Annotated in this window: 23 protein-coding genes; 9 read left to right on the forward strand and 14 right to left on the reverse strand. The window is 68.5% G+C overall.

Features of this window, described 5'->3' with window-relative positions; all coding sequences use genetic code 11:
* Positions 1-488: GNAT family N-acetyltransferase (locus AC1D1G_RS20330; RefSeq protein WP_477953460.1), on the reverse strand; the 488-nt coding region annotated here is incomplete at its 3' end.
* A gap of 127 nt (positions 489-615) precedes the next feature.
* Here AC1D1G_RS20330 and AC1D1G_RS20335 point away from each other — a divergent pair.
* The 4 genes from AC1D1G_RS20335 (at position 616) to AC1D1G_RS20350 (ending at position 2,659) form a co-directional block, all read left to right on the forward strand.
* Positions 616-1,368, forward strand: coding sequence for a lysophospholipid acyltransferase family protein (locus AC1D1G_RS20335; RefSeq protein WP_477953461.1), 753 nt, complete (start codon positions 616-618; stop codon positions 1,366-1,368).
* Between the two features lie 61 nt (positions 1,369-1,429).
* Complete coding sequence (locus tag AC1D1G_RS20340; protein ID WP_005258323.1) at positions 1,430-1,645, forward strand: hypothetical protein; 216 nt, start codon at positions 1,430-1,432, stop codon at positions 1,643-1,645.
* Positions 1,646-1,651: 6 nt separating this feature from the next.
* Entirely contained in the window at positions 1,652-2,218 is a 567-nt protein-coding gene (locus AC1D1G_RS20345; protein WP_477953462.1) for a Clp protease N-terminal domain-containing protein, read from the forward strand.
* 60 nt (positions 2,219-2,278) lie between these two features.
* Positions 2,279-2,659 carry a phage holin family protein gene (locus AC1D1G_RS20350; RefSeq protein WP_009474702.1) on the forward strand — a complete coding sequence of 127 codons (381 nt, stop codon included), beginning with the start codon at positions 2,279-2,281 and terminating at the stop codon, positions 2,657-2,659.
* A gap of 12 nt (positions 2,660-2,671) precedes the next feature.
* Here AC1D1G_RS20350 and AC1D1G_RS20355 read toward each other — a convergent pair whose 3' ends face one another.
* The gene (locus AC1D1G_RS20355) at positions 2,672-3,541 is read right to left on the reverse strand and encodes a 1,4-dihydroxy-2-naphthoate polyprenyltransferase (protein WP_280779903.1); all 870 of its coding nucleotides are present in this window, start codon (positions 3,539-3,541) and stop codon (positions 2,672-2,674) included.
* Between the two features lie 76 nt (positions 3,542-3,617).
* On the opposite strand from AC1D1G_RS20355, the gene AC1D1G_RS20360 reads away from it, so the two are divergent.
* Positions 3,618-6,869, forward strand: coding sequence for an AfsR/SARP family transcriptional regulator (locus tag AC1D1G_RS20360; RefSeq protein ID WP_477953464.1), 3,252 nt, complete (start codon positions 3,618-3,620; stop codon positions 6,867-6,869).
* 9 nt (positions 6,870-6,878) lie between these two features.
* On the opposite strand, the gene AC1D1G_RS20365 is transcribed toward AC1D1G_RS20360, so the two are convergent.
* Complete coding sequence (locus AC1D1G_RS20365; protein WP_477953465.1) at positions 6,879-7,622, reverse strand: IclR family transcriptional regulator; 744 nt, start codon at positions 7,620-7,622, stop codon at positions 6,879-6,881.
* On the reverse strand, positions 7,622-9,136 hold the full coding sequence (locus AC1D1G_RS20370; protein ID WP_477953466.1) for an APC family permease: 1,515 nt from the start codon (positions 9,134-9,136) through the stop codon (positions 7,622-7,624). Before AC1D1G_RS20370 ends, AC1D1G_RS20365 begins: the two co-directional genes overlap by 1 nt.
* A 226-nt stretch (positions 9,137-9,362) precedes the next feature.
* Here AC1D1G_RS20370 and AC1D1G_RS20375 point away from each other — a divergent pair, with 226 nt between their 5' ends.
* Genes AC1D1G_RS20375 through tatA form a run of 3 tightly spaced genes read left to right on the forward strand, consistent with a single transcriptional unit; the run spans position 9,363 to position 11,814 of the window.
* Positions 9,363-10,943 carry a flavin monoamine oxidase family protein gene (locus AC1D1G_RS20375; RefSeq protein ID WP_477953467.1) on the forward strand — a complete coding sequence of 527 codons (1,581 nt, stop codon included), beginning with the start codon at positions 9,363-9,365 and terminating at the stop codon, positions 10,941-10,943.
* 29 nt (positions 10,944-10,972) lie between these two features.
* Positions 10,973-11,647: a Rid family hydrolase gene (locus AC1D1G_RS20380; protein WP_477953468.1), complete on the forward strand. Its 675-nt coding sequence runs from the start codon at positions 10,973-10,975 to the stop codon at positions 11,645-11,647.
* On the forward strand, positions 11,647-11,814 hold the full coding sequence (gene tatA / locus AC1D1G_RS20385; RefSeq protein ID WP_005252050.1) for a Sec-independent protein translocase subunit TatA: 168 nt from the start codon (positions 11,647-11,649) through the stop codon (positions 11,812-11,814). Before AC1D1G_RS20380 ends, tatA begins: the two co-directional genes overlap by 1 nt.
* 53 nt (positions 11,815-11,867) lie before the next feature.
* On the opposite strand, the gene AC1D1G_RS20390 is transcribed toward tatA, so the two are convergent.
* The 10 genes from AC1D1G_RS20390 to AC1D1G_RS20435 form a co-directional block, all read right to left on the reverse strand.
* Positions 11,868-12,698 carry an ABC transporter permease gene (locus AC1D1G_RS20390; RefSeq protein ID WP_477953469.1) on the reverse strand — a complete coding sequence of 277 codons (831 nt, stop codon included), beginning with the start codon at positions 12,696-12,698 and terminating at the stop codon, positions 11,868-11,870.
* Complete coding sequence (locus AC1D1G_RS20395) at positions 12,695-13,681, reverse strand: ATP-binding cassette domain-containing protein (RefSeq protein WP_477953470.1); 987 nt, start codon at positions 13,679-13,681, stop codon at positions 12,695-12,697. Before AC1D1G_RS20395 ends, AC1D1G_RS20390 begins: the two co-directional genes overlap by 4 nt.
* A 148-nt stretch (positions 13,682-13,829) precedes the next feature.
* On the reverse strand, positions 13,830-14,744 hold the full coding sequence (locus AC1D1G_RS20400; protein ID WP_144287888.1) for a hypothetical protein: 915 nt from the start codon (positions 14,742-14,744) through the stop codon (positions 13,830-13,832).
* A 170-nt stretch (positions 14,745-14,914) separates the two neighbouring features.
* The gene (gene menE, locus AC1D1G_RS20405) at positions 14,915-16,060 is read right to left on the reverse strand and encodes an o-succinylbenzoate--CoA ligase (RefSeq protein ID WP_477953471.1); all 1,146 of its coding nucleotides are present in this window, start codon (positions 16,058-16,060) and stop codon (positions 14,915-14,917) included.
* Positions 16,057-16,356 carry a DUF3349 domain-containing protein gene (locus AC1D1G_RS20410; protein WP_009474690.1) on the reverse strand — a complete coding sequence of 100 codons (300 nt, stop codon included), beginning with the start codon at positions 16,354-16,356 and terminating at the stop codon, positions 16,057-16,059. Before AC1D1G_RS20410 ends, menE begins: the two co-directional genes overlap by 4 nt.
* Positions 16,357-16,358: 2 nt before the next feature.
* Positions 16,359-16,712 carry a DUF3349 domain-containing protein gene (locus AC1D1G_RS20415; RefSeq protein ID WP_105415925.1) on the reverse strand — a complete coding sequence of 118 codons (354 nt, stop codon included), beginning with the start codon at positions 16,710-16,712 and terminating at the stop codon, positions 16,359-16,361.
* Positions 16,713-16,757: 45 nt separating this feature from the next.
* A complete protein-coding gene (locus AC1D1G_RS20420) occupies positions 16,758-17,024 on the reverse strand; it encodes a hypothetical protein (RefSeq protein ID WP_105415923.1) in 267 nt (88 codons plus the stop codon).
* A gap of 10 nt (positions 17,025-17,034) precedes the next feature.
* Positions 17,035-18,243: an inorganic phosphate transporter gene (locus AC1D1G_RS20425; RefSeq protein ID WP_477953473.1), complete on the reverse strand. Its 1,209-nt coding sequence runs from the start codon at positions 18,241-18,243 to the stop codon at positions 17,035-17,037.
* Between the two features lie 79 nt (positions 18,244-18,322).
* Positions 18,323-18,718 carry a VOC family protein gene (locus tag AC1D1G_RS20430; protein WP_477953474.1) on the reverse strand — a complete coding sequence of 132 codons (396 nt, stop codon included), beginning with the start codon at positions 18,716-18,718 and terminating at the stop codon, positions 18,323-18,325.
* Between the two features lie 3 nt (positions 18,719-18,721).
* Positions 18,722-19,171: a hypothetical protein gene (locus AC1D1G_RS20435; protein ID WP_037233459.1), complete on the reverse strand. Its 450-nt coding sequence runs from the start codon at positions 19,169-19,171 to the stop codon at positions 18,722-18,724.
* A 153-nt stretch (positions 19,172-19,324) separates the two neighbouring features.
* On the opposite strand from AC1D1G_RS20435, the gene AC1D1G_RS20440 reads away from it, so the two are divergent.
* Positions 19,325-21,652: an arylsulfatase gene (locus tag AC1D1G_RS20440; RefSeq protein WP_477953475.1), complete on the forward strand. Its 2,328-nt coding sequence runs from the start codon at positions 19,325-19,327 to the stop codon at positions 21,650-21,652.
* Positions 21,653-21,654: the final 2 nt, after the last annotated feature.

The raw sequence follows: 21,654 nt of genomic DNA on the forward strand, positions 1-21,654 counted from the left end.
ATCGTGACCCGCGGCCATGCGGCGAGGCCGTGCCTGGCCTCGTCGGCGCGGATGCGCGACAGACCCGGGGTCAGGGTGTCTTCGGGCAAGGGGCGGAAACCCAGCCGCTCGTAGTAGGGGGCGTTCCACGGGACGTCGACGAACGTGGTGAGGGTGAGGGCGGGCAGTCCGCGGACGGCCGCCCACGACGAGATCTCGTCGAGGAGCAGGGCGCCGAGCCCTTGGCGGGCGTGGCCGGGGTGGACCGACACCTGCTCGATGTGGGCGGCCCCGTCGACCACGGCGACGAGTGCGTATGCGACCGGGGCATCGTCTGCGTCGACCGCAACCCAAATGCATTCCAGCTGGAGGTATTCGGTCAACTCGTCGAGTGTGAACGGGGGATCGTCGGCGACGGCGTCCATTCCGATGTCACGAAACGGCGCACCCGCCGCGATTTCGATGTCTTGCAGAACGGGCAGGTCGGTGGAAATGGCCGGGCGGATCACAGGTCTTTTGTACCCGAAATCGTGCTGTTCGCACAGTTTCCCTGCACTTTCCCAAAACTTACTCCACCGTAGGCTACGCAACCGTAGGTTGGTAGCCTGGCGATAGGACGACGGAGCGGGGACCAGGATGGACAAGCCCGAGGTAACTCTCGAGAACTACGAAGCGGTGTACGCGTACTACCGCGACCATCAGCAGAATCGAATGCTCGCCAAGCTGGCGTACGCGTCGCTGTATGCGAAGTACCGGCCGCGGGTCGTGTACGCGAACGACGCGAAGGCGCAGCTGGCGGGGCTGGTGAAGTCCGGCAGGGTGCTGATCGTCGCCACCAATCACATCACCCACAGCGATCAGTACACGCTTGCGGCCACGGCATGGAACACGCCGTTGCGCCGCGCGATCGGACGCACCCGGGTGCTCGCCAAGGATGAATTGTTCGTCGACCCCGACCTGCACAAGAAGGTCGACATGATGGGCGGCATCCCGGTGTTCCGCAGCAAGAACTACGGACTCCGGGCGGTCGCCGACGCGGGCCGGCTCATGATGGACATCTCCGCCGAACGGCTGTGTCGCGGTGACAACCTGGCAATCTTCCCCGAGGGCACGTGCAACGAGGACGACCCGACCCGCCTGCAGCACATCAACAGCGGCATCGGTCACATCGCGAAACGTGCGGCGGATCGCGGAGTCTCACCCGTCCTGCTGTCCATCGGCCTCAGTTACGGGCCGGACGCCCACGGGCCCGACCCCRAGAACGTGAAGTCGGCCAGCGTCTTCGTCGGGGAACCGCTGTTCGACCTCCCGGCGAAGCCGATGGACATCGCCCACGTCGTGCAGAAGGAACTGCAGATCGCTGTCGACGGGGCGGTCGCCGCGTACTGACGGCCCCGGGATCTGTCAAGGAGGGTTGACACCCGGTCGGTGTCAACCTAAATTGACATGCATGACCGAAGCAACCACGCTCGCCGCAGCCGCGGGCAGCCCCGACCCCGCCGAGGGGCTGCGGGCCGTGCGTGCGCTGCGGCGTCTCCTCGAACGGCTCGAGGCCATCCAGGTCGCCAACGCCCGCGCCCAGGGCTGGTCCTGGCAGGCGATCGCCGACTCCCTCGAGGTGAGCAGGCAGGCCGTCCATCAGAAGCACAACCGGAGAGGGAGGTAACGGCGCATGTTCGAACGATTCTCGACGGACGCCCGGGCCGTGGTGATCGGCGCGCAACAGGAAGCGCGCGCACTGAAGTCGCCCCAGATCGGGCCCGAACACCTCGTGCTCGCGCTGCTGTCCGTGCAAACCGAACCCGTCCACGGCATCCTCGTCGACGCCGGCATCGAGGAGGAGAAGTCGCGATCGACCGTCGCGACGCGCGGCACGGCCTTGAGCGACGCCGACGCGGAAGCGCTCGAATCGATAGGCATCGACCTCGACGCGGTGCGGCAGAGCCTCGAGCAGAATTTCGGCAAGGGCGTCCTCGATCCCGAGGAGCCGTCGGAGAAGCGCGGGTGGTTCGGCCGGAAGTCGGGGCACATCGGGTTCACCCGCGACGCCAAGAAGGCGATCGAACTGTCACTGCGGGAGGCGCTGGCGCGCAAGGACGATCACATCGGCGCCGAGCACATTTTCCTCGGAGTGCTGCGAGTGGCCGACGGCACGACGCGGGAGATCCTCGAGGTCCAGGTCGGTGTCGGCGAACTCCGCCGTCGCGTGCACGCGGCACTCGACGACCGCGCCGCCTGACCCTCCCGGTCCCGGGTTATCCGGTTCCCGTTTGTCCGAACGGTGTGCCAGCATGCACCCATGACCTTCTTGGTACGCCTCGTCATCAACGCGTTCGCGATCTGGCTGGCGGCAGCCTGGGTGTCGGGCATCGACATCTCCAGTTCGGGGAACGGAACCGGATGGGACATCGTGGTGCTGCTCGGCATCGCGGCGGTGTTCACCGTCGTCAACATCTTCGTCAAACCACTGGTGAAGCTGCTGTCGCTGCCGTTGCTGATCCTGACGCTCGGCCTGTTCACCCTGGTGATCAATGCCCTGATGCTGCTGCTCACCGCATGGCTGAGCTCCCAGACCGATTACGGCCTGACCGTCGACGGCTTCTGGACCGCCGTGTGGGGAGGCCTGATCATCTCGATCGTCAACTTCATCCTCGGCATCGTCCTCCCGGACGGCGACTGACCGGGCGGCCGCTCAGGCGACCGAGAGGGCCACGGCGGTGGCGGCGCCCCAGATCAGCATCGCCAGCCCCGAATCCCGAAGCGCCGGAATCAGTGCGAGGCCCAGGCCGCCGGAGCGGACCGGCGCGTTCGCCCGGACCGCGAGAGGCAGCGCGAGCAGTCCGACGAGCGACCAGGGGGTGCGCAGCACCAGGACCAGCGTCACGACGAACGGGACCGTCAGCGTGACGAGATGCAGGATTCGGGTACGCGAGTCGCCGAGCCGGACGGCGAGCGTGCGCTTGCCGGACTCGGTGTCGGTGGGAATGTCCCGCAGATTGTTGGCGACGAGAACCGCGCTCGAGAACGAACCGACGGCGATCGCGGACACGAGACCGGCCCAGTCCACCGTCTCGGCCTGCACGTACTGGGTGCCCAGCACGGCGACGAGACCGAAGAACACGAAGACGGCGACCTCGCCGAACCCGCTGTACCCGTACGGCTTCTTGCCGCCGGTGTAGAACCAGGCGCCCACGATGCAGAGGGCGCCGATGAGCACGAGCCACCACGCGGTGGTGGCGGCGAGGGCCAGACCGGCCACCGCGGCGACGGCGAAGCAGGCGATGGCCGCAGCCTTCACCGCCGATGGTTTCACCAGCTTGGACCCTACGAGCCGCAGCGGGCCCACCCGCTCGTCGTCGGTGCCGCGGATCCCGTCCGAGTAGTCGTTGGCGAAGTTGACGCCCACGATCAACGCGAGAGAGACCACCAGTGCCAGTACTGCCTTCCACCACACCGCGCCGCCGAGCGACGCCGCGGCGCCGGTGCCCACGAGCACCGGGGCGATCGCGTTCGGGAGGGTGCGCGGACGAGCGCCTTCGATCCATTGAGCAGCCGTTGCCATGCACCGATCTTTGCACCGTGCGAGAAGACGCCCGCACCCACGCCGTGCAATACCATCGAACGCGGTGGACCAGCACATGAGCGTGGACGAGAGAGTGGCACCGGCAAGCACACCGATCCAGGTCGCGTTGTTGGGTGAAATATCGACGTGGCGATCGGGCGTGCTCGCGCCGCTGCCCGGCACCCGCGCGCGCAGCCTGCTGGTCGCTCTCGCCCGCGATCCCGGCCGGAGCCGGTCGGCGCAGGCCCTCATCGACGAGGTGTGGGGCGAGGATCCGCCGCGGTCCCCGATGAATGCGTTGCACACGCAGGTCTCCCGGCTGCGCGCGGCGTTGCCGGACGGAGCGCTGGAGATCGGCCCGGCCGGGTACCGGCTGGCGGTGCCCAGGGATGCCGTCGATCTGGCGCGCGCGGAGGACGTGGTACGCCGGCTGCAGGGCCGGGGGAACGGTCGCAGCGTCGGGCCGGACGAGATCCGCGATGCCCTCGCGTTGTGGCGGGGCGACCCGGGCGCGGACCTTCCGGGCGGTGCCGCCGCAACGGAACTCGCCGCCGATTCCGCAGGGGTCCGGGGGCAACTCGAGGCCGCGGAACTGGCGGCGCTGGTGGCGGTCGAAGACTGGGACGCCGCCCTCCCGAAGGCGCTGGCCCACGTCGCCGCCGAACCTCTGGACGAGCAGGGGCACGCGCACCTGATGCGGGCGCTCGCCGGGCTCGGGCGGGACAACGAGGCGCTGGACGTGTTCGCGACCTTCCGCAAGCGGATGGTGTCCCGGTTGGGGGCCGATCCGTCGCCCGCGCTCGTCGCTCTGCACACCGGGATTCTGCGCGGCGGACGTCCCGGTGCCGTGGCGGCTCCGCTCCTCGTGTCGCCGGATCGGACGGCGATCGGGCTCCGCGCGGCACCCAACGCCCTCCTGGGACGCGACTCGGACATCGCCGAGATCGAGCGGTCGCTCACGTCCTCGCGCGTGGTGACCATCCTCGGGCCCGGCGGTGCCGGCAAGACGCGACTCGCGCACGAACTGGGTGCGCGGGCAGCCACGGGGACGTCGGTGGCCCTGGTGGAACTCGCGTCGCTGCGCAGCAGCGAGGACGTCGTCGCGGCGATCAGCAGCACGCTCGGGCTCAGCGAGGTCGACATCGCGCCGGGCCGGCTCACCGTCAGCCGCGTCCACTCGGCGCGGGAACGGCTCCGGGAAGCGCTGTCGGCGGGGCCGATGCTCCTGATCCTCGACAACTGTGAGCACGTCATCGGCGCGTGCTCCGAGGTCGTGGCCGACCTCGTGGCGGCCGGCGACCAGCTGACCGTCCTCGCCACCAGCCGGTCACCCCTCATGCTCGCGTCCGAGGCCGTGTACCCGCTGCCGCCGCTCGCGATCGACGACGAGGACGCGCCCGCCGTGCAACTGTTCACGGCGCGGGCTCGCGCCGTGCGGCCCACCGCGCGCCTCGACCCGGAGACGGTCCGCAGCGTCTGCCGCACCCTCGACGGTCTCCCGCTCGCGCTCGAACTGGCCGCCGCCCGGGTGCGCAGCATGAGTGTCGAGGATATCGGCCGACGGCTCGAGCATCGGTTCGCGCTACTGCGATCCCACGACCCGACGTCGCCCGAGCGGCACCGCACCCTGCACGCCGTCATCGACTGGAGCTGGCAGCTTCTGGGTGAGCAGCAGCAGATCGCGCTGCGCAGACTCTGCCGGTTCCCGGCCGGGTTCACCCTCGACGCCGCCCGGACGATCGCGGAGTGGGACGGCGTCGACGATGTCGTGGACGCCGTCGAGGGCCTCGTCAACCAATCCCTGCTGTCCGTATCGGAGACGTCGGACACGCTGCGCTACTACATGCTCGAGACGGTGCGCGAGTATGGCGAGGAACAGCTCGCGGCGGCCGGCGAGGGGACGGAAGTGTTTGCTCGCCAAGGAGTCTGGGCAAGCCAGTTCGCGTCCGAGGCGCTCCGCCGGTGCCGCGCCGACCAGGTCGCGCTCGCGGACGACATCGACGCCGACCACGACAACCTGCTCGCGGTCCTGCGGTGGGCGGTCGAGCGCGACGACGCCGAGACGGTGGCGACCGTGTTCCCGGTGCTGGGCGGCCTGTGGGCCATCCGGGGTGCGCACTCGGAAGTGATGAACTGGACCCCGCGGATTCTCGGGTCGACGGCGGACGCCGACCTGACGGACGTCGGTTCGGAATTGGTGGCGTACACCTTCCTGCTCGCGGCGATGCACCTGGTGTTCGGTGGCCAGACACGCACGCTCGCCCGTGCCCGGATCCGGCTGCGTCACGTGCTCCGGGAGCGCCCCGACCTACCGTCGGTCACCGGGTTCGCGGTGCGGCTCATCCTGTCGCTGGGTTCGGGTCGGCGGCTGGCGAGGATCGTCGCGGAAGGCGTGCGGTCCGAGGATCCGGAGACCCGCGCGGCCGCCCTCTCCGCGCGGGCCAGCATGCGGGAGAACCTCGGCGACTTCCGCGGCGCGATGAAGGATGCCACGACCGTGTCCGGACTGTGCGGGGCGATCGGTGACGTGTGGGGCACGGCGATGGCGTCGCAGTTCCTCGGTTCACTGCAGAGCCAGTCCGGTGAGTACCGGGACGCGGTGCGGCACTATCAGGATGCTGTCGAGGGCATGCGGAAGCTGGGTGCGCAGGAGGAGGCGGATCAGCTGTGGGGCTTCCAGGCCTCCGCGCTGATCGCCGCCGGTGACGTGGAGGCCGGCCGGAAGGTGCTGGCCGAGACGGTACTCGAGCATCGCGGTGCGGGCACCGGGACCGACGACCACCAGCCGGACGAATGGCGGGCCGCCGCCACCGGCAGTCTCGCGGAAATCGATCTCGCGGACGGCGACGTGGAACGCGGGCTCGCCCGTTACCGTGAGGCGCTGGACATGGTGTATCCCCGGATGCTGTCCGAGCCGTACGCCGACCCGTTCGGAATGATGCTGGCGGCGTCGGTGGTGTGCGCACATGTACTGCACGGCCGGTCGGAGATGATGATGGARTTCGTGCCGAAGCTCGCGGAGGCGGCGCTGTCGAGGCTGGGACAGGATGCCTACCAGGATCTGCCGGTCACCGGAACCGTCGCGGCCGGTGTGGGGTGCTTCGAACTCGCTGCCGGTGACCAGGATCGGGGCCTCGCCCTGCTGGCGTTGTCGGTCCGGGCCCGGGCCCGGCAGGACATCGCGTCGTTGCGACACCCCCGGCACGTCGCGTTCGCAGTCGAGCGCGTGGGGGAGGACCGCTGGGAGGCGGCGCAGAAGCGGTTCGGCGGCTGGTCGCGTCGCGCGGTGCGCGCCGAAATCCTGGACATGCTCGCCGGTTCGAGGTGAGTGCCGGCCTCAGGCAGGGACCCGGCCGCTCACCCGGGCCGCACACGATCGCWGGAGGTCGGTGAGTTCGGGATCGTCGACGGCCAGGCGTCCGGTCTTGCCGATCGCCGCAAGGCATCCAACCACCGCGTTCTGCACATCGTGCACCGGGACGGCGACGGCGCTGCGGCCCACCCGCACCTCGTCGACCTCTCGGGCCGAGCCGGTGTGACGGACGGCGTCGAGTTCGCCCCGCAGCGCGGCGATGTCGGTGACGGTCCGCGACGTGACCCGGCGCAGACTCGGCGGCACCAGGTCCGGACGGGACGCGAGGAGGATCTTGCCGATGGCGGACGCGTGTAGGTGCGCGGCGATCGTGTTCTCGCCGCTGAGTTCGTGGTCGGGGTCCCGGTCGATCAGTCGCACCCGGCCGCCGGTGAACGACGCCAGATGGATCCCGAAACGCACCTGCCCCCGCAGTTCCTCGAGCACGGCGTGGTGGTCGACCGGGTCCGGTGCCGCCTCCGCCCCCGCGAGCTGTCTGGTCCTTCGGCCCAGTGCGAACCCGGACAGGTCGGCGATCCGCACCAGATAGCCGTCGGCGGTCAGGAGATTGAGCAGCCGGTACGCCGTGGCCTGGGGGATCCCCGCGTGTGCGGCGATGTCTCGCGCGGTCGCCCCGGACCCGAGCTGAGCCACGGCCTCGAGCAGGGCGAGTGCCTTCTGCACGGCGCGTGGTTCGTGGCCCGCGATCTCCCCCGCTCGGGCGCCCATCACCGGGACCCGGGGGTACGTCCAGCCGCCGTCAACGCGAGGTTTCCGGCGGCGTCCGTGGCGAACACGCCGGCTCCCGGCAGCACATCATCCGTTTCCGCCGTGTCGAACACACCCATCGACCGCAGACTCGCCGGGTGGCGCCATCGCAGGTACACCTGCCACGCCGAACCCGACAGCAACAGGGTCAGCACCACGGTGGGGACCATCGCGAAGCCGTGGGCCACGTTCACGAACAGCATGTAGGCCAGGACGATTCCGCCGGCGGCGCTGCCCGCGACTCCCGCCGCCAGGACGAGAGGGGTGTGTTCCCCGATGCGGCTGRGGAACCGCACCGACGCCACGGCGACCAGCACGTACGCCGCGACCACCGCGGTCCTGGCGATCAACTGCACGTGAGAAAATCCGGTCGATTTGCCGACGACGGCGAATGTCGCGGCACCGACGCACACGGCGCACACGATGACCGCCAGCGCCGCGTACGGGGTGCGGTAGCTCCGGTGCACCCGGGCGAACAGACGCGGCACGACTCGTTCGATCCCCATCGAATACAGCAGGCGCGACGCGGCATTCGACGACGCCATCGCCGACGCCAGCCACGACGTGCCCAACCCGAGGTTCAGGGCGATCACCACGGCCGGGTCGACCCCGGTGCCGGTGCCGTGCAGATACGCATTGACCAGGGTATCCGTGCGACCGGACCACGCGGCCCACGCCGAGAAGATGAACAGGCCGCCGCAGATCATCGGCGTGAGCATCACGGTGCGGGTGACGGTGGCGAGCGGGCGCTTGGCCTCCGGACCGAAGAACGTGGCGCTCTCGAAGCCGGCCAGGGCGAACACCGCGGCCAGCGTCATGAGCAGTGGCCCGTACGCGGAATCGGACGGCGGCACCGCGGCGTGCTGGCCGCCCGCACCGGTCACGATCATCAGACCGACGATGAACAGCAACGAGCACGATTCGACGGCGAGGATGGCGAGGGCCGCGAACCGCACCCCGCGGACCAGGCAGCCGAGGATCACGATCGCGATCCCGGCGTACACGAGGAGACGTTCGGCGGGTTCGCGCAATTCCAGCCCGAAGAAGCCGAGCGTCGCGATCACGGCCTGGCCACCGTGGTACAGCGTCATCACCGCACTGCCCACGTACTTGGTCAGCATGGCGACCCCAGCGGTCAGCGCGGCACGCGTGCCGAGGCCTTGGAACACGAAACTGTAGAGGCCGCCCGCGGCCGCCATGCGTCGCGTGAACTGCGAGACACACACCGCGATCAGGGACACCACCACCGTGGCGACGACGATCGTGATCAGACCGCTCAGCAGCATCTGGTGGGTGAACATGGTGACGGGCAGGACCACCATCGACACCGCCGGAGCCGTCGTGGCCACCGACTGGGCGAGAACCTCGAAGCCCGACAACTGCCGCCGGCCCAGCGCACGCAGCGGCGACACGGCCTGACGTTCGGGCTCGCCGGTGGCGAACGAACGCGCGATGGCGTCGGAAAGGGCTGACATGCGCGTGAAACTAGCCGGGTCGTGTTGCCGAAAAGTTTCGGTTTCGGGTCGAACTCCGCTTCGGGAGTGAGAACGGCCCGCGTCCGTTCTCGCTCGCCGGCCTCAGACTGTTTCGCTGCCGACAACTTCCCGACTCGCGTTCCTCCCAGGATGAATCCGGACAAGTTACCCGGGTCGCCGGGCGCAAGAATGGGAGCGCGAATTGGCATTCACACGTAGATCTTTCATGAAGGGCCTCGGGGCCACCGGGGGCGCGGGACTCGCGTACGGCGCGATGTCGACGCTCGGGCTCGCACCGTCGACCGCCGCTCCCGCCCGCGCGTTCCAGCCGCTCGCGGCCGGCGACCTGATCGGGAAGGTGAAGGGCAGCCACTCCGTGGTCGTGCTCGGCGGCGGCCCCGCCGGCCTGTGTTCGGCGTTCGAACTGCAGAAGGCCGGATACACGGTGACGGTCCTCGAAGCTCGCACCCGGCCCGGTGGCCGCGTCTGGACCGCCCGGGGCGGTACCGAGGAGACCGACCTGAACGGCGAGACGCAGAAATGCACGTTCTCGGAGGGGCACTTCTACAACGTCGGCGCCACCCGCATCCCGCAGAGCCACATCACGCTCGACTACTGCCGCGAACTCGGCGTCGAGATCCAGGGTTTCGGAAACCAGAACGCCAACACGTTCGTGAACTATCAGAGCGACACGTCGCTGTCGGGCCAGTCCGTCACGTACCGGGCCGCGAAGGCCGACACGTTCGGCTACATGTCGGAGCTGCTGAAGAAGGCCACCGATCAGGGCGCCTTGGACCAGGTGCTGAGCCGGGAGGACAAGGACGCGCTGTCGGAGTTCCTCAGCGACTTCGGGGACCTGTCCGACGACGGACGCTACCTCGGATCCTCCCGTCGCGGATACGATTCCGAGCCCGGGGCTGGCCTGAACTTCGGCACCGAGAAGAAGCCGTTCGCGATGCAGGAAGTGATCCGCAGCGGCATCGGCCGCAACTTCAGCTTCGACTTCGGCTACGACCAGGCGATGATGATGTTCACCCCGGTCGGCGGCATGGACCGGATCTACTACGCGTTCCAGGACCGGATCGGCACCGACAACATCGTCTTCGGCGCCGAGGTGACGTCGATGAAGAACGTGTCCGAGGGCGTCACCGTCGAATACACCGCCGGCGGCGCGAAGAAGTCGATCACCGCCGACTACGCGATCTGCACCATCCCGCCGCACCTCATCGGACGACTGCAGAACAATCTGCCCGCCGACGTGCTCACCGCGCTGAAGGCGGCCAAGCCGTCGTCGTCCGGAAAGCTCGGCATCGAGTACTCGCGCCGGTGGTGGGAGACGGAGGACCGCATCTACGGCGGCGCATCCAACACCGACAAGGACATCTCGCAGATCATGTTCCCGTACGACCACTACAACTCCGACCGGGGCGTGGTCGTCGCCTACTACAGCAGCGGCAAGCGTCAGGAAGCGTTCGAGTCCCTCACCCACCGCCAGCGGCTCGCCAAGGCGATCGCGGAGGGCTCGGAGATCCACGGCGAGAAGTACACCCGCGACATCTCCTCGTCGTTCTCAGGCAGCTGGCGGCGCACCAAGTACTCCGAGAGTGCCTGGGCCAACTGGGCGGGCAGCGGCGGCTCGCACGGCGGGGCGGCCACTCCCGAGTACGAGAAGCTGCTCGAACCCGTCGACAAGATCTACTTCGCCGGCGACCACCTGTCCAACGCGATCGCGTGGCAGCACGGCGCCCTGACGTCCGCCCGCGACGTCGTCACCCACCTCCACGAGCGCGTGGCCCAGGAAGCCTGACCTTCCCCTCGAACAAGGAGTTGTGAACTGTGAAGTCTTTTCGTACCAAGGCCGTGACCGCCGCGCTCGCAGCGTCCGCTCTGATCGCCGGGGCGACGTCGTGCTCCTCCGAGGAGGCGGCGGCGGAAGCGCCCGGCAGCACGTTCGTGTCGAAGTCCGTTCTCGAAGCCGGCGAGGCGAATCCGATGATCGCGCAGGGTGTGGCCATCGGTGGCGGCACCGCCGTCTACAAGTCGAGCGGCATCGGCCCGGGCGCGTCCAACAAGGCCGCACCCGAGGGCACCCCCGAGTCGTACATCGACACCGACGTGTTCGCGGGCGGCGCACTCCCGGCCGGAGTCACGATCACCGAAGCGCAGGGAATCAACGCGCTGAAGCGGATTCGCGACAATCTCGAGGCACAGGGGCTGACGCTCGAGGACGTCGTGACCATGCGGGTGTTCCTCGACAACGCCCCCGGCACCGACCGCGCCGACTACGCCGGCTGGAACCGCGCCTACCGGCAGTTCTTTGCGAACACCAACCTCGGCGCCGGTGACACCGAACTGGTCCCGCTCGGCACCGCGGAACCGGCCGCGCCGATGGAACGGAACTCCGCGCGTCCCAGCCGGTTCGCGCTCGAGGTCGCGAGCCTGCCCGCCGCGGGCTGGCTCGTCGAGGTCGAGGTGGACGCCGTGTACCCCGACGGTGAGGAGCCCCAGTAGTGGGGGCGCTGAGCCCGAGCCACTGGGCGATCATCGCGGTGGTGCTCGTGGTGCTGTTCGGGTCGAAGAAACTTCCGGACGCCGCCCGCGGCCTGGGCCGCTCGATGCGGATCCTCAAGACCGAGGTGGGGGAGTTGCAGGCGGACGCCCCCGAACTGGAGAAATAGGCGAAGCGAGCCGGTGGACCCCGCGTCCACCGGGTCGCTTCGTTCTTCGGGTGTCAGGCCTTACGCATGTACGTCCGGACCGTCAGCGGTGCCATGATCGCGACGATCACGGCGGCACCGAGCAGCGACCACACGACGTGGACACCGAAGTGGCCGTCGTTGACGAGTTCACGCACCGCGGTCACGACATGCGACACGGGGTTGACGTTCACGAACGCCTGCATCCAGCCCGGCATCGTGTCGGCGGGCACGAACGCGTTCGACATGAACGTCAGCGGGAACAGGATGAGCATCGAAATGCCCTGCACCGACGACGCTTTGCTCATCAGGACACCCATCAGGGCGAAGATCCAGCTGATCGAGAAGGCGCAGACGATGAYGAGCGCGCCGGCCGACACCACCCCGACGACACCGCCGCCGGGCCGGTACCCCATCGCGATACCGACGGCGAACGTGATGGTCGTGGCAATGCCGTACCGCACGACGTCGGCGAGGAGCGCACCGGACAGCGGCGCGATGCGGGCGATCGGCAGGGACTTGAAGCGGTCGAAGACGCCCTTGTCCATGTCTTCCCGCAACTGGGTGCCCGTCACGATCGACGTGGTGATCACCGTCTGGACCAGGATGCCCGGGATGATGATCGGCAGATACGACGCCACGTCGCCGGAGATCGCGCCACCGAAGATGTACGTGAACATCAACGTGAAGATGATCGGCTGGACGACGACGTCGAACAGTTGCTCCGGGTTGTGCTTGATCTTGAGCAGTCCCCGGTACGCCATGGTCAGCGTGTTCGCGACGGACTGCTCGAGGCTGATCCGGTTCCGGGCCTCCGGAATCGGTTGGGGGCCCGCGTGAGTGCGGGATTCGAGGGTGGTGGTCATGCGACGCTCCGTTCGGTGTCGGCCTCGGTGGCGTCTGCGCCGTGGCCGGTGATGGTGAGGAAGACCTCGTCGAGACTCGGCTTCTGGACGGTGATCTCGTCGACGGCGATCCCGTGGTCGCGCAACCGGATCAGGAGTTCCACGGTGAGCGACGGATCGGTCGTCGGCGCGGTGAGACGGCCGATCTCCGGCGTGATCGCGACCTCCACACCGAGGGTGTGGGCGATCACCGACCGCGCGTCGTCGGTCTGCCCGCGATCGACCAGGGTCAACTGCAGCGAGGAGACGCCCACGGACGCCTTCAACTCGTCGGCCGTGCCGTCCGCGATCACCTTTCCGCGGTCGATGACGGCGATCCGATCGGCCAGCTGATCCGCCTCGTCGAGGTACTGCGTGGTGAGCAGCACCGTCGACCCGTCCGCGACCAGCCTGCGGATGGTGTCCCACATCTGGGCGCGCGTCCGAGGGTCCAGACCCGTCGTCGGCTCGTCGAGGAACAGCAGCGGGGGATGGGCGATCAGGCTGGCCGCCAGGTCCAGACGTCGACGCATGCCGCCCGAGAAATTCTTGAGCGGCTTCGTCGCCGCCTCGGTGAGGTCGAACTCCTCGAGCAGTTCCGTGCACTTGCGGCGGGCATCGCCCCGGCTCAGACCAAGCAACCGGGCGAAGATCACCAAATTCTCGACCGCCGACAGGTCCTCGTCGACGGACGCGTACTGGCCCGTGACACCGACCAGCGAGCGCACCGCGTTGGGTTCGCGCACCACGTCGTGGCCGAAGATGCGGGCCTCGCCGCCGTCCGGACGCAACAGCGTCGCAAGCATCCGCACCGTCGTGGTCTTGCCGGCGCCGTTCGGGCCGAGCACTCCGTACACCGACCCGGTCGGGACGGACAGGCTCACGCCGTCGACGGCGCGCTGACGGCCGAAGAGCTTCACGAGCCCGTCGGCCTCTATGGCTGGGGGAGTTGCAGTGAGGTTCATGCCGTAGACGATGCAGCCCACCCCTTGCAGCGGGCTTGCACGCCTCTTGCACGGGCTTGCGGACGCCGTTGTCCTGCGGACTCAGAGACATTGGCCGGAATCAGGGGCAATTGCGGCGGAATCCGGCGAATGTCTCAGCAAACGTCTGTCAGCGCCGGTGCCCGGCACGCGCGCAAGCCCTGTCGAAGCGCGCCTTGACGGCAGCGAAGTCGAACAGGTCGCGCCATGTCCACCGGACGACCTCGTACCCGGCGTCGCGGATCGCGTCCTCCCGGAGCTTCTCGCGGTGGACCGCCACTGCCGCCTGGCCACCGTCGACGCCGTATTTCCCCATACCGTCGAACTCCCCGACCACGCCGAATTCTCTCCAGAAGAAATCGACTCTGCCGAGGAAGACACCGGTGCCGTCGTGGAGGACGTGCTGGAGTTCGGGAGACGGCAGGTCGTGCTGGCGGATCCGGATGCGGCTCAGCGATTCCCCAGGGCTCTCGCTGCGACCGTCGAGGAAACTCGCTGCCCGCCGCGCCGTCGCGATGCCCTTGCGAGGTCCCGCCCGGCCGACCTCGTCCAGAATCTCGTCGAGCGAGACGAGTCGACGATGCAGCGCCGAATCGCCGATGACGACGGCTTGGTCGAACGTCGAGATGCGTGCGGTGTCGACCACAGTCCGGGCGGGGGAGGTGACCGCCAGCCCGCCCAGGGTGACGACGTCGGACGCGTCCAACGGTGTGGCGTGGACGTGGACTCCCGTGGTTCGGCCACCACCGGAGGCGTGGTTCCTCGTCAGATGCACCCGTTCCAATGGAAGGTCGCCGAGGTCCATGCCGTGCAGCAGTGCCGCAGAGGTGTGGCTCACCACGACGCCGGGTGGGCGCGACTGCAGGGCCGCCGCAATGCGGGCCCGATGCAGCGCAGGCGCATCGAGTGCGGCGAAGTGCTCGTCGGAAACGTACGCACCCGCCGCGATTCGCACGAGACGCCCGGAATCGCGTGCATGCCGGATCTCGGAGTCGGTGAAACCGTCGGCCAAGGCTCTGCGTCGGAAGATCACGTCGTCGCTCATGGCGACATCGTGCCCCACCCCGCAGTGGTGATCGGTTCGCTCACCTGGGATTTCGGCGGAGCCTGTGGATAGAGCTCGACTCGTGGACAACAGCATCCGCGTGGATTTTGGCCAGACGCGCGGAAATTGCGGGCGCATCTGGCCAATGTCTTCGCAGACGGGCGGACCCGCTAGCCGAACTGCGATTCCAGCGCGCGCCGGTCGATCTTCCCCGGACCTCGGAGGGGGAGGGTGTCGACGAGGTGCAGTTCGCGGGGGGCGGCGGTGGGGTCGAGGGTGCGTTCGACGAAGGAGCGGAGTTCGGCGAGTGTCGGTGCGGTGCCGGGCTCGGCGACGACGACGGCGGTGACGCGGCGCCCCAGTCGCTCGTCGGGGAGGCCGATCACCGCGCATTCCCGGACGCCGGGGTGCGCGACGAGAGCCGCTTCGACCACCTGCGGGACGACGGTGAGACCGCCGGTGGAGATGGCTTCGTCGAGCCTGCCGGAGATGCTGAGGACGCCGTCGGTGACGGCGCCGGCATCGTCGGTGCGGAACCAGCCGGGTTCGGCGAACGCCGGATGGTCGGGGAGTCCGCGGTAACCGGACGCGAGCATGGGTCCGCCGAGGAGGACACGGCCGTCACCGTCGATCCGTACGTGGGTCCCATCGAGGGGCACCMCGTCGTATACGCATCCACCGCACGTCTCGCTCATTCCATACGTACGGACGACGGTGATGCCGGCGTCGGTTGCGCGACGTAGGACGGGGGCGGGGGTGGCGGCTCCGCCGAGGAGGACGGCGTCGAGTGCGGCCAGCGACGCCACGGCGTCAGGGTGGTCGAGGGCCTTGACCAGCTGGGTCGGAACGAGCGAGGTGTAGCGGCGGGGGCCGCTCATCGACGCGACTGCGGCAGGCAGTGCACCGGGGTCGAAGCCGTCGGTCACGTCGATCACCACCGGCTCGGTGCCGGCGAGGACACTGCGCAGCAACACCTGCATGCCCGCGATGTGGTGGGCGGGAAGGGTCAGCAGCCAGGAACCCGCACCCCCGAGCCGCGCGTGCGTCGCGTCACCGCTCGCGCGGAGCGCGGCCGCGGAGAGCATGGCCCCCTTCGGCACTCCCGTCGTCCCGGACGTCGCGACCACGAGGGCGACACCGTCGTCGATCGGCTCCCCGGGGTGCAGTGCGTCCGTCAGTCGCCGGGTCTCCCGCTCGTCCGCGGCGGGGACGGGCAGCGCAGCGAGGGCGGTTCCGTCGAGGATCGCCGACAGCTGCGGTAGGAGGCCGAGAACCCCGACACCGGACGGGACGGGCAGGACCTGCAGTTCGCTCACTGGGCGGGCCCGGCCAGCGGCCAGCCGCCGGCGGCGAGGTTACTGCGCACCCGGTCGACGTCCGACTCCAGCGGCAACTCGTCGGTGACCTTGGTGATGAGCACCTGGATGTCGGTCTTCTCGATGGGAATGTCGCCCTCCTCGACGAGGGCGTCGGCGACGGCGTCCACCTCGTCTTCCGACAGACGGCGGGTGAGCAGCGCGAACAACGGAATGTAGTCCTGCTCGGGTACGCCGTTGGGGTAGCCGGCTCGCAGCCAGCCGATGATGGAGGAGAGAAACGGTGGAAGGCTCATGACTAGCCTGCGTCGCGGGTTTCTTCCCCGTCGCCGGAACCGTCGCCGCATTCGGCGTCGGGTCCGACCGGCCACCCTCCGGCCTCGAGGTTCTCCGTCACCCGGGCGACGTCCTCTTCGGAGGGTTCCTCGTGGGTGATCTCGCTGATGAGGCGGCGGATGTTGTCGTAGTCGACGTGGCGTTCGGGTGTCTCGTGGGCCGTCTCGATGGACAGCGCGACGACCTGTTCGATTTCCTCGTCGGTGAGACGGCGACGCAGCACGGCCAGCAACGCGAAATGGTCTTTCGCCGGGATTCCCTCGGGGTACCCGGCGCGTAGCCAGTCGAGCACGGAGCGAAGTGAATTCTTGGGCACGCGTTCGGCTTCTTTCGTCGATGGAACGGGACTCGTGGTCGCCGCTCAGAAGATGTGGATACCGAAGCTGCTGGCCAAAAAGCCCTGCATCAAGAGAAGTATCCCAGTGATGATCGCGATCAGCACCACGGCGAAACAGGCCCAGGCGCCGATCCGGCCTGCGACGGTCGGCTGCGAGACTCCCTCACCGGTGTCCGTGCCGCCGAGCGAGCGCAGTCCGAGCGCGAAGATCGCGGGTAGGCCGGCACCGAACAGCAGACCGACGAGGATGACCTGCCAGAGCGAGTTGACGGTGGTGGTGAGCAGTGTCATGGCGAGCCCCTCAGCGGTTCGCGGCGGGACCGGCGGAGTCCGCGGTCTCGGCCACACCCGGTTCGGTGGGTTCGGCGGGAACGTCGGCGTCGCCCGACTCCCACTCGGCGTTCACGTTGCCGGACGTCACCGGCTGCAGGCGGGAGCGGAGGTACATGAACCCGGCGAGCAGGATCAGGGCGGCGAACACGATGAGAACACCGGGCAGACCGCCGATCATGTGGGCGATGACCCAGCACACGGCTCCCACGATCGCCGCGGACGGCAGCGTGACCAGCCACGCGACGGCCATGCGCCCGGCGATGCCCCAGCGGACCTCGGCGCCCTTGCGGCCGAGACCGGTGCCGAGGATGGAACCGGTCGCGACGTGCGTGGTGGACAGCGGCAGTCCGAGGTGGCTGGACGTCAGGATGATGGCGGCGGACGACGACTCCGCGGCCATGCCCTGGGGAGCGGCGATCTCGACGAGTCCCTTGCCGAGCGTGCGAATGATGCGCCAGCCGCCGAGGTAGGTGCCGAGCGCGATGGYGATGGCGCAACTGAGCTTCACCCAGAACGGCATCTCGTCGTCTGCGGACAGGCTTCCGTGCGCGACGAGTGCGAGGAAGATCACGCCCATTGTCTTCTGGGCGTCGTTGGTTCCGTGGGCCAGCGACACCAGGGACGCGGAACCGATCTGGCCGATGCGGAACCCGTGCTCCTTGGTGTCCTCGGGCACGCCGGAGGTAATCCGGTAGACCAGCTTGGTGCCCGCAGTGGCGACCAGTGCTGCGACCACCGGGGCGAGGACGGCGGGAACCACGACCTTGCTGAGCACGCCGCCCCACTCGACACCGCTCATGCCGATGGACGCGATGGCCGCACCGATCAGTCCGCCGAACAGTGCGTGGGACGAGCTCGACGGCAGGCCCAGCAGCCACGTCGCCAGGTTCCAGATGATGCCGCCGACCAGGCCGGCGAACACGATGAGCAGCAGATCCTCGCCGCCCACTTCTCCCAGATTGACCACACCCTTGGCGACTGTCGCCGCCACCTCCACGGACAGGAACGCGCCGACCAGATTCAACGATGCGGAGAGCGCGACAGCGGCCTTGGGTCGCAGAGCTCCCGTCGCGATCGAGGTGGCCATTGCATTGCCGGTGTCGTGAAAGCCGTTCGTGAAATCGAAAGCGAGGGCGGTGACGACCACCACCAGGAGAACTACGAGCTCTGCGGTCACACCCAGATTGTGCGGATTTCAACCGAAAATGTACAGCTGACGTCCGGTGCACAGGATCACTCCTGCGTATGGCCTTCCGTCAGTTCTCACCCTTCGGACGGACGTCGCGGCGGATGGGGTGATCCTCCGGGATCTGCACCAGAACGATCGGGATTCCGTCGGGGTCCGCGATCCACATCTCGAACAATCCCCACGGTTCCTGCCGGGCCTCGCGGTCGATCTTCACCCCGGCGAGAACCAGCTCGGTCTGCACCGCGGTGAGATCGCGAACCTGCAGCCACAGGGCGCCGTCGAAGGAGGACGACTCGCCCGTTCCGCCGTGCGCGGCCACTTCGATCAGGCCCTGACCGGCGAAGAACACCGTGCCACCGGGGTATTCGCGGGCGGTCGCGAGCCCGAGGATGTCGCGGTAGAAGCCCAGTGTCGTGGTGTAGTCGCGCGGCCGCAGAATCGTCCTGCTGCTGAGGATCTCCACCCGTCACCCTCCTTCGCCGGGCCGGGCTTCGTGTCCCGTCCGGCCGTGTGTGCGTCGATCTTCCTTCATCTCCGCCTCGAACAGGTGTCGCCGTCCGTCGGCGAGTTCGTGACGTGCGCCACGCTCGTGCTCGCGCAGCGGCGACCAGTAGTGGTCGTCGAACTCCTCGACGAGCTGGAACGTCCACCGGCCCTCGACGACGTTGCGTCCCACGAGTTCGGACTGCACCCGGTCTGCGACGGCCGCGTGTCCCGCGTCGCGGAGCGCGTCGACGGCTTCGCCGAGCTGAAGGTCGGCGTGTCCGATCAGCTGATGGAACGAGTAGAGGTGCCCGCGGGCACGCTCGACCGTTTCGAGGGCCTCCGACAACTTCCCGAGCGCGGCGACGGTGTCGTCGCTCACTCCGGGCGGACGACGATGTTCCGGTGCGGGGAGCTCGCGGTCGATGCTCATGTGGGTCAGTGTGCCCGAATCGGAGACCTCGCGTGCCCTCTCCTGCCGAGGCGACGAATCCGTCCGCGTATTTCACCCTCCGAGGGTGTACTCGCGCCCGGCCGCCCGGTGCTGGACTGGATCGACAGCATCGGACGACGAGGGGACCGGGCCATGAAATCGAGTGTGACAGGTGAGCCGATACCGGGTGGCGAATCGTTACCGTTCCCGCCGACGCCGTCGGGAAGCATCGCCGGCCGGACCATGCAGGAGTCGGTGTACAGCCCACTTCCGAAGGAGCGGCGGCTCCCCAGCGACGCCCCGAACATTCTGATCGTCCTCATCGACGACGCCGGGCCGGGCCTGCCGAGCGGCCTCGGCGGTGAGGTGAACACCCCGACGCTCGACGCGATGTTGCAGGACGGTGTCGGGTACAACCGATTCCATACGACCGCAATGTGTTCGCCGACCCGGGCGTCGCTGCTGACCGGACGCAACCACCATCGCGTCGGCAACGGGCAGATCGCCGAGCTGGCCAACGACTGGGACGGCTACTCCGGCCACATCCCGAGGTCGAGTGCGACGGGGCCCGAGGTGCTGCGCCACTACGGGTACAGCACTGCCGCTTTCGGGAAATGGCACAACACGCCGGCCGAGGAGACCACGGCCGCCGGCCCGTTCGACAACTGGCCGACGGGTCTCGGGTTCGAGTACTTCTACGGCTTCCTCGCAGGCGAGGCGTCGCAGTACGAGCCGAACCTGGTGCGGAACACGACGGTGGTGCTGCCGCCGAAGACCCCGGAGCAGGGCTACCACCTCAGTGAGGATCTCGCGGACGACGCCATCGGCTGGCTGCGCAGGCACAAGGCGTTCGACGCCGACAAACCGTTCTTCATGTACTGGGCCAGCGGCTGCCTGCACGGACCGCACCACATCATGAAGCCGTGGGCCGACAAGTACGCCGGGAAGTTCGACGACGGCTGGGATGCCTACCGGGAGCGGGTCTTCACGAGGGCGAAGGAGAAGGGCTGGGTGCCCCCCGAAGCGGAGCTGACCGACCGGGACCCGACGATGGCCGCATGGGACGACATTCCCGAGGACGAGAAGCCGTTCCAGCGCCGGCTGATGGAGGTCGCGGCCGGGTACGCCGAGCACTGTGACGTCCAGGTGGGCAGGCTGTTCGACGAGCTGGACCGTCTGGGGTACCGGGACGACACGCTGATCCTGTACATCTGGGGCGACAACGGCTCGTCGGGTGAGGGGCAGAACGGCACGATCAGTGAACTGTTGGCGCAGAACGGCATTCCGACCACACCGGCGCAGCACATCGCGGCCCTCGAGGAACTCGGTGGCCTCGACGTCCTGGGGTCGCCGAAGACCGACAACATGTATCACGCGGGCTGGGCGTGGGCGGGCAGCGCACCCTACAAGGGGATGAAGCTGCTGGCGTCCCATCTCGGTGGCACCCGCAACCCGATGGTCGTGCGGTGGCCGGCGAAGGTGACACCGGACCCGACACCCCGCACGCATTTCCTGCACTGCAACGACGTGGTGCCGACGCTGTACGACATCGTCGGGATCACCCCGCCGCGGACGGTGAACGGTGTTCCGCAGGATCCGGTGGACGGCGCCAGCTTCGCGCAGACGCTCGTCGAACCCGGCGCGACAGGGGGAAAGCTCACCCAGTATTTCGAGATCATGGGCAGCCGGGCGATCTACCACGACGGATGGATGGCGTCCGCGTTCGGGCCACGCGCACCCTGGGCGGCGGGTGTGCCGGGCGGCATCCGCGACTGGAGCCCGGACGACGACGTGTGGGAGCTCTACAACCTGGACGAGGACTGGACTCAGAATCGGGACCTCGCCGAGCAGCATCCGCAGAAGCTGGCGCAACTGCGGGAACTGTTCGCGATCGAGGCCGCGAAGAACAACGTGCTCCCCGTCGGCGGCGGGCTGTGGGTCATCGCGCTGCATCCCGAGCAGCGGATCACGACGCCGTACACGAGCTGGGAGTTCTCCGGCGACACGATCCGGATGCCCGAGTTCTGCGCTCCCGCGCTGGGCAACAAGAACAACCGGGTCACCCTCGACCTCTCCGCGCCGGAGAATCCGAGCGGAGTGCTCTACGCACTGGGAAGCAACGCCGGCGGACTCACGTGCTTCGTCGACGACGGCTACCTCTGCTACGAGTACAACCTGTTCATCCTGATGCGCACCAAGATTCGTGCGACCGTGCCGATCCCGCCGGGCGCCCGCACGGTGCAGGTGGTCACGGAGTTCATCGAGGCGCGGCCCGGTGGCCCGCTGAACGTGAAGCTCTGTGTCGACGGCAGTGTCGTCGGGGAGGGGCAGGTGCCGGTGAGCGTGCCGTTGCTGTTCACAGCCAACGACTGTCTCGACGTCGGCACCTGCCTCGGTTCCCCGGTGTCGCTGGACTACTACGACCGGGCGCCGTTCCCGTTCAACGGCACCATCGACCGCATGGCGGTCGAGTACACGTAGGC

The organism is Rhodococcus sp. P3_B8 (assembly GCF_056402775.1).

Excerpts from the sequence above, each read along its gene's own strand:
- AC1D1G_RS20420 (WP_105415923.1), bottom strand. The coding sequence starts at position 17,024 with ATGACACTGCTCACCACCACCGTCAACTCGCTCTGGCAGGTCATCCTC.
- AC1D1G_RS20440 (WP_477953475.1), top strand. The coding sequence starts at position 19,325 with ATGAAATCGAGTGTGACAGGTGAGCCGATACCGGGTGGCGAATCGTTA.
- AC1D1G_RS20375 (WP_477953467.1), top strand. The coding sequence starts at position 9,363 with ATGAAGGGCCTCGGGGCCACCGGGGGCGCGGGACTCGCGTACGGCGCG.
- AC1D1G_RS20400 (WP_144287888.1), bottom strand. The coding sequence starts at position 14,744 with ATGAGCGACGACGTGATCTTCCGACGCAGAGCCTTGGCCGACGGTTTC.
- AC1D1G_RS20410 (WP_009474690.1), bottom strand. The coding sequence starts at position 16,356 with ATGAGCCTTCCACCGTTTCTCTCCTCCATCATCGGCTGGCTGCGAGCC.
- AC1D1G_RS20340 (WP_005258323.1), top strand. The coding sequence starts at position 1,430 with ATGACCGAAGCAACCACGCTCGCCGCAGCCGCGGGCAGCCCCGACCCC.
- AC1D1G_RS20435 (WP_037233459.1), bottom strand. The coding sequence starts at position 19,171 with ATGAGCATCGACCGCGAGCTCCCCGCACCGGAACATCGTCGTCCGCCC.
- AC1D1G_RS20355 (WP_280779903.1), bottom strand. The coding sequence starts at position 3,541 with ATGGCAACGGCTGCTCAATGGATCGAAGGCGCTCGTCCGCGCACCCTC.
- AC1D1G_RS20350 (WP_009474702.1), top strand. The coding sequence starts at position 2,279 with ATGACCTTCTTGGTACGCCTCGTCATCAACGCGTTCGCGATCTGGCTG.
- AC1D1G_RS20345 (WP_477953462.1), top strand. The coding sequence starts at position 1,652 with ATGTTCGAACGATTCTCGACGGACGCCCGGGCCGTGGTGATCGGCGCG.
- AC1D1G_RS20395 (WP_477953470.1), bottom strand. The coding sequence starts at position 13,681 with ATGAACCTCACTGCAACTCCCCCAGCCATAGAGGCCGACGGGCTCGTG.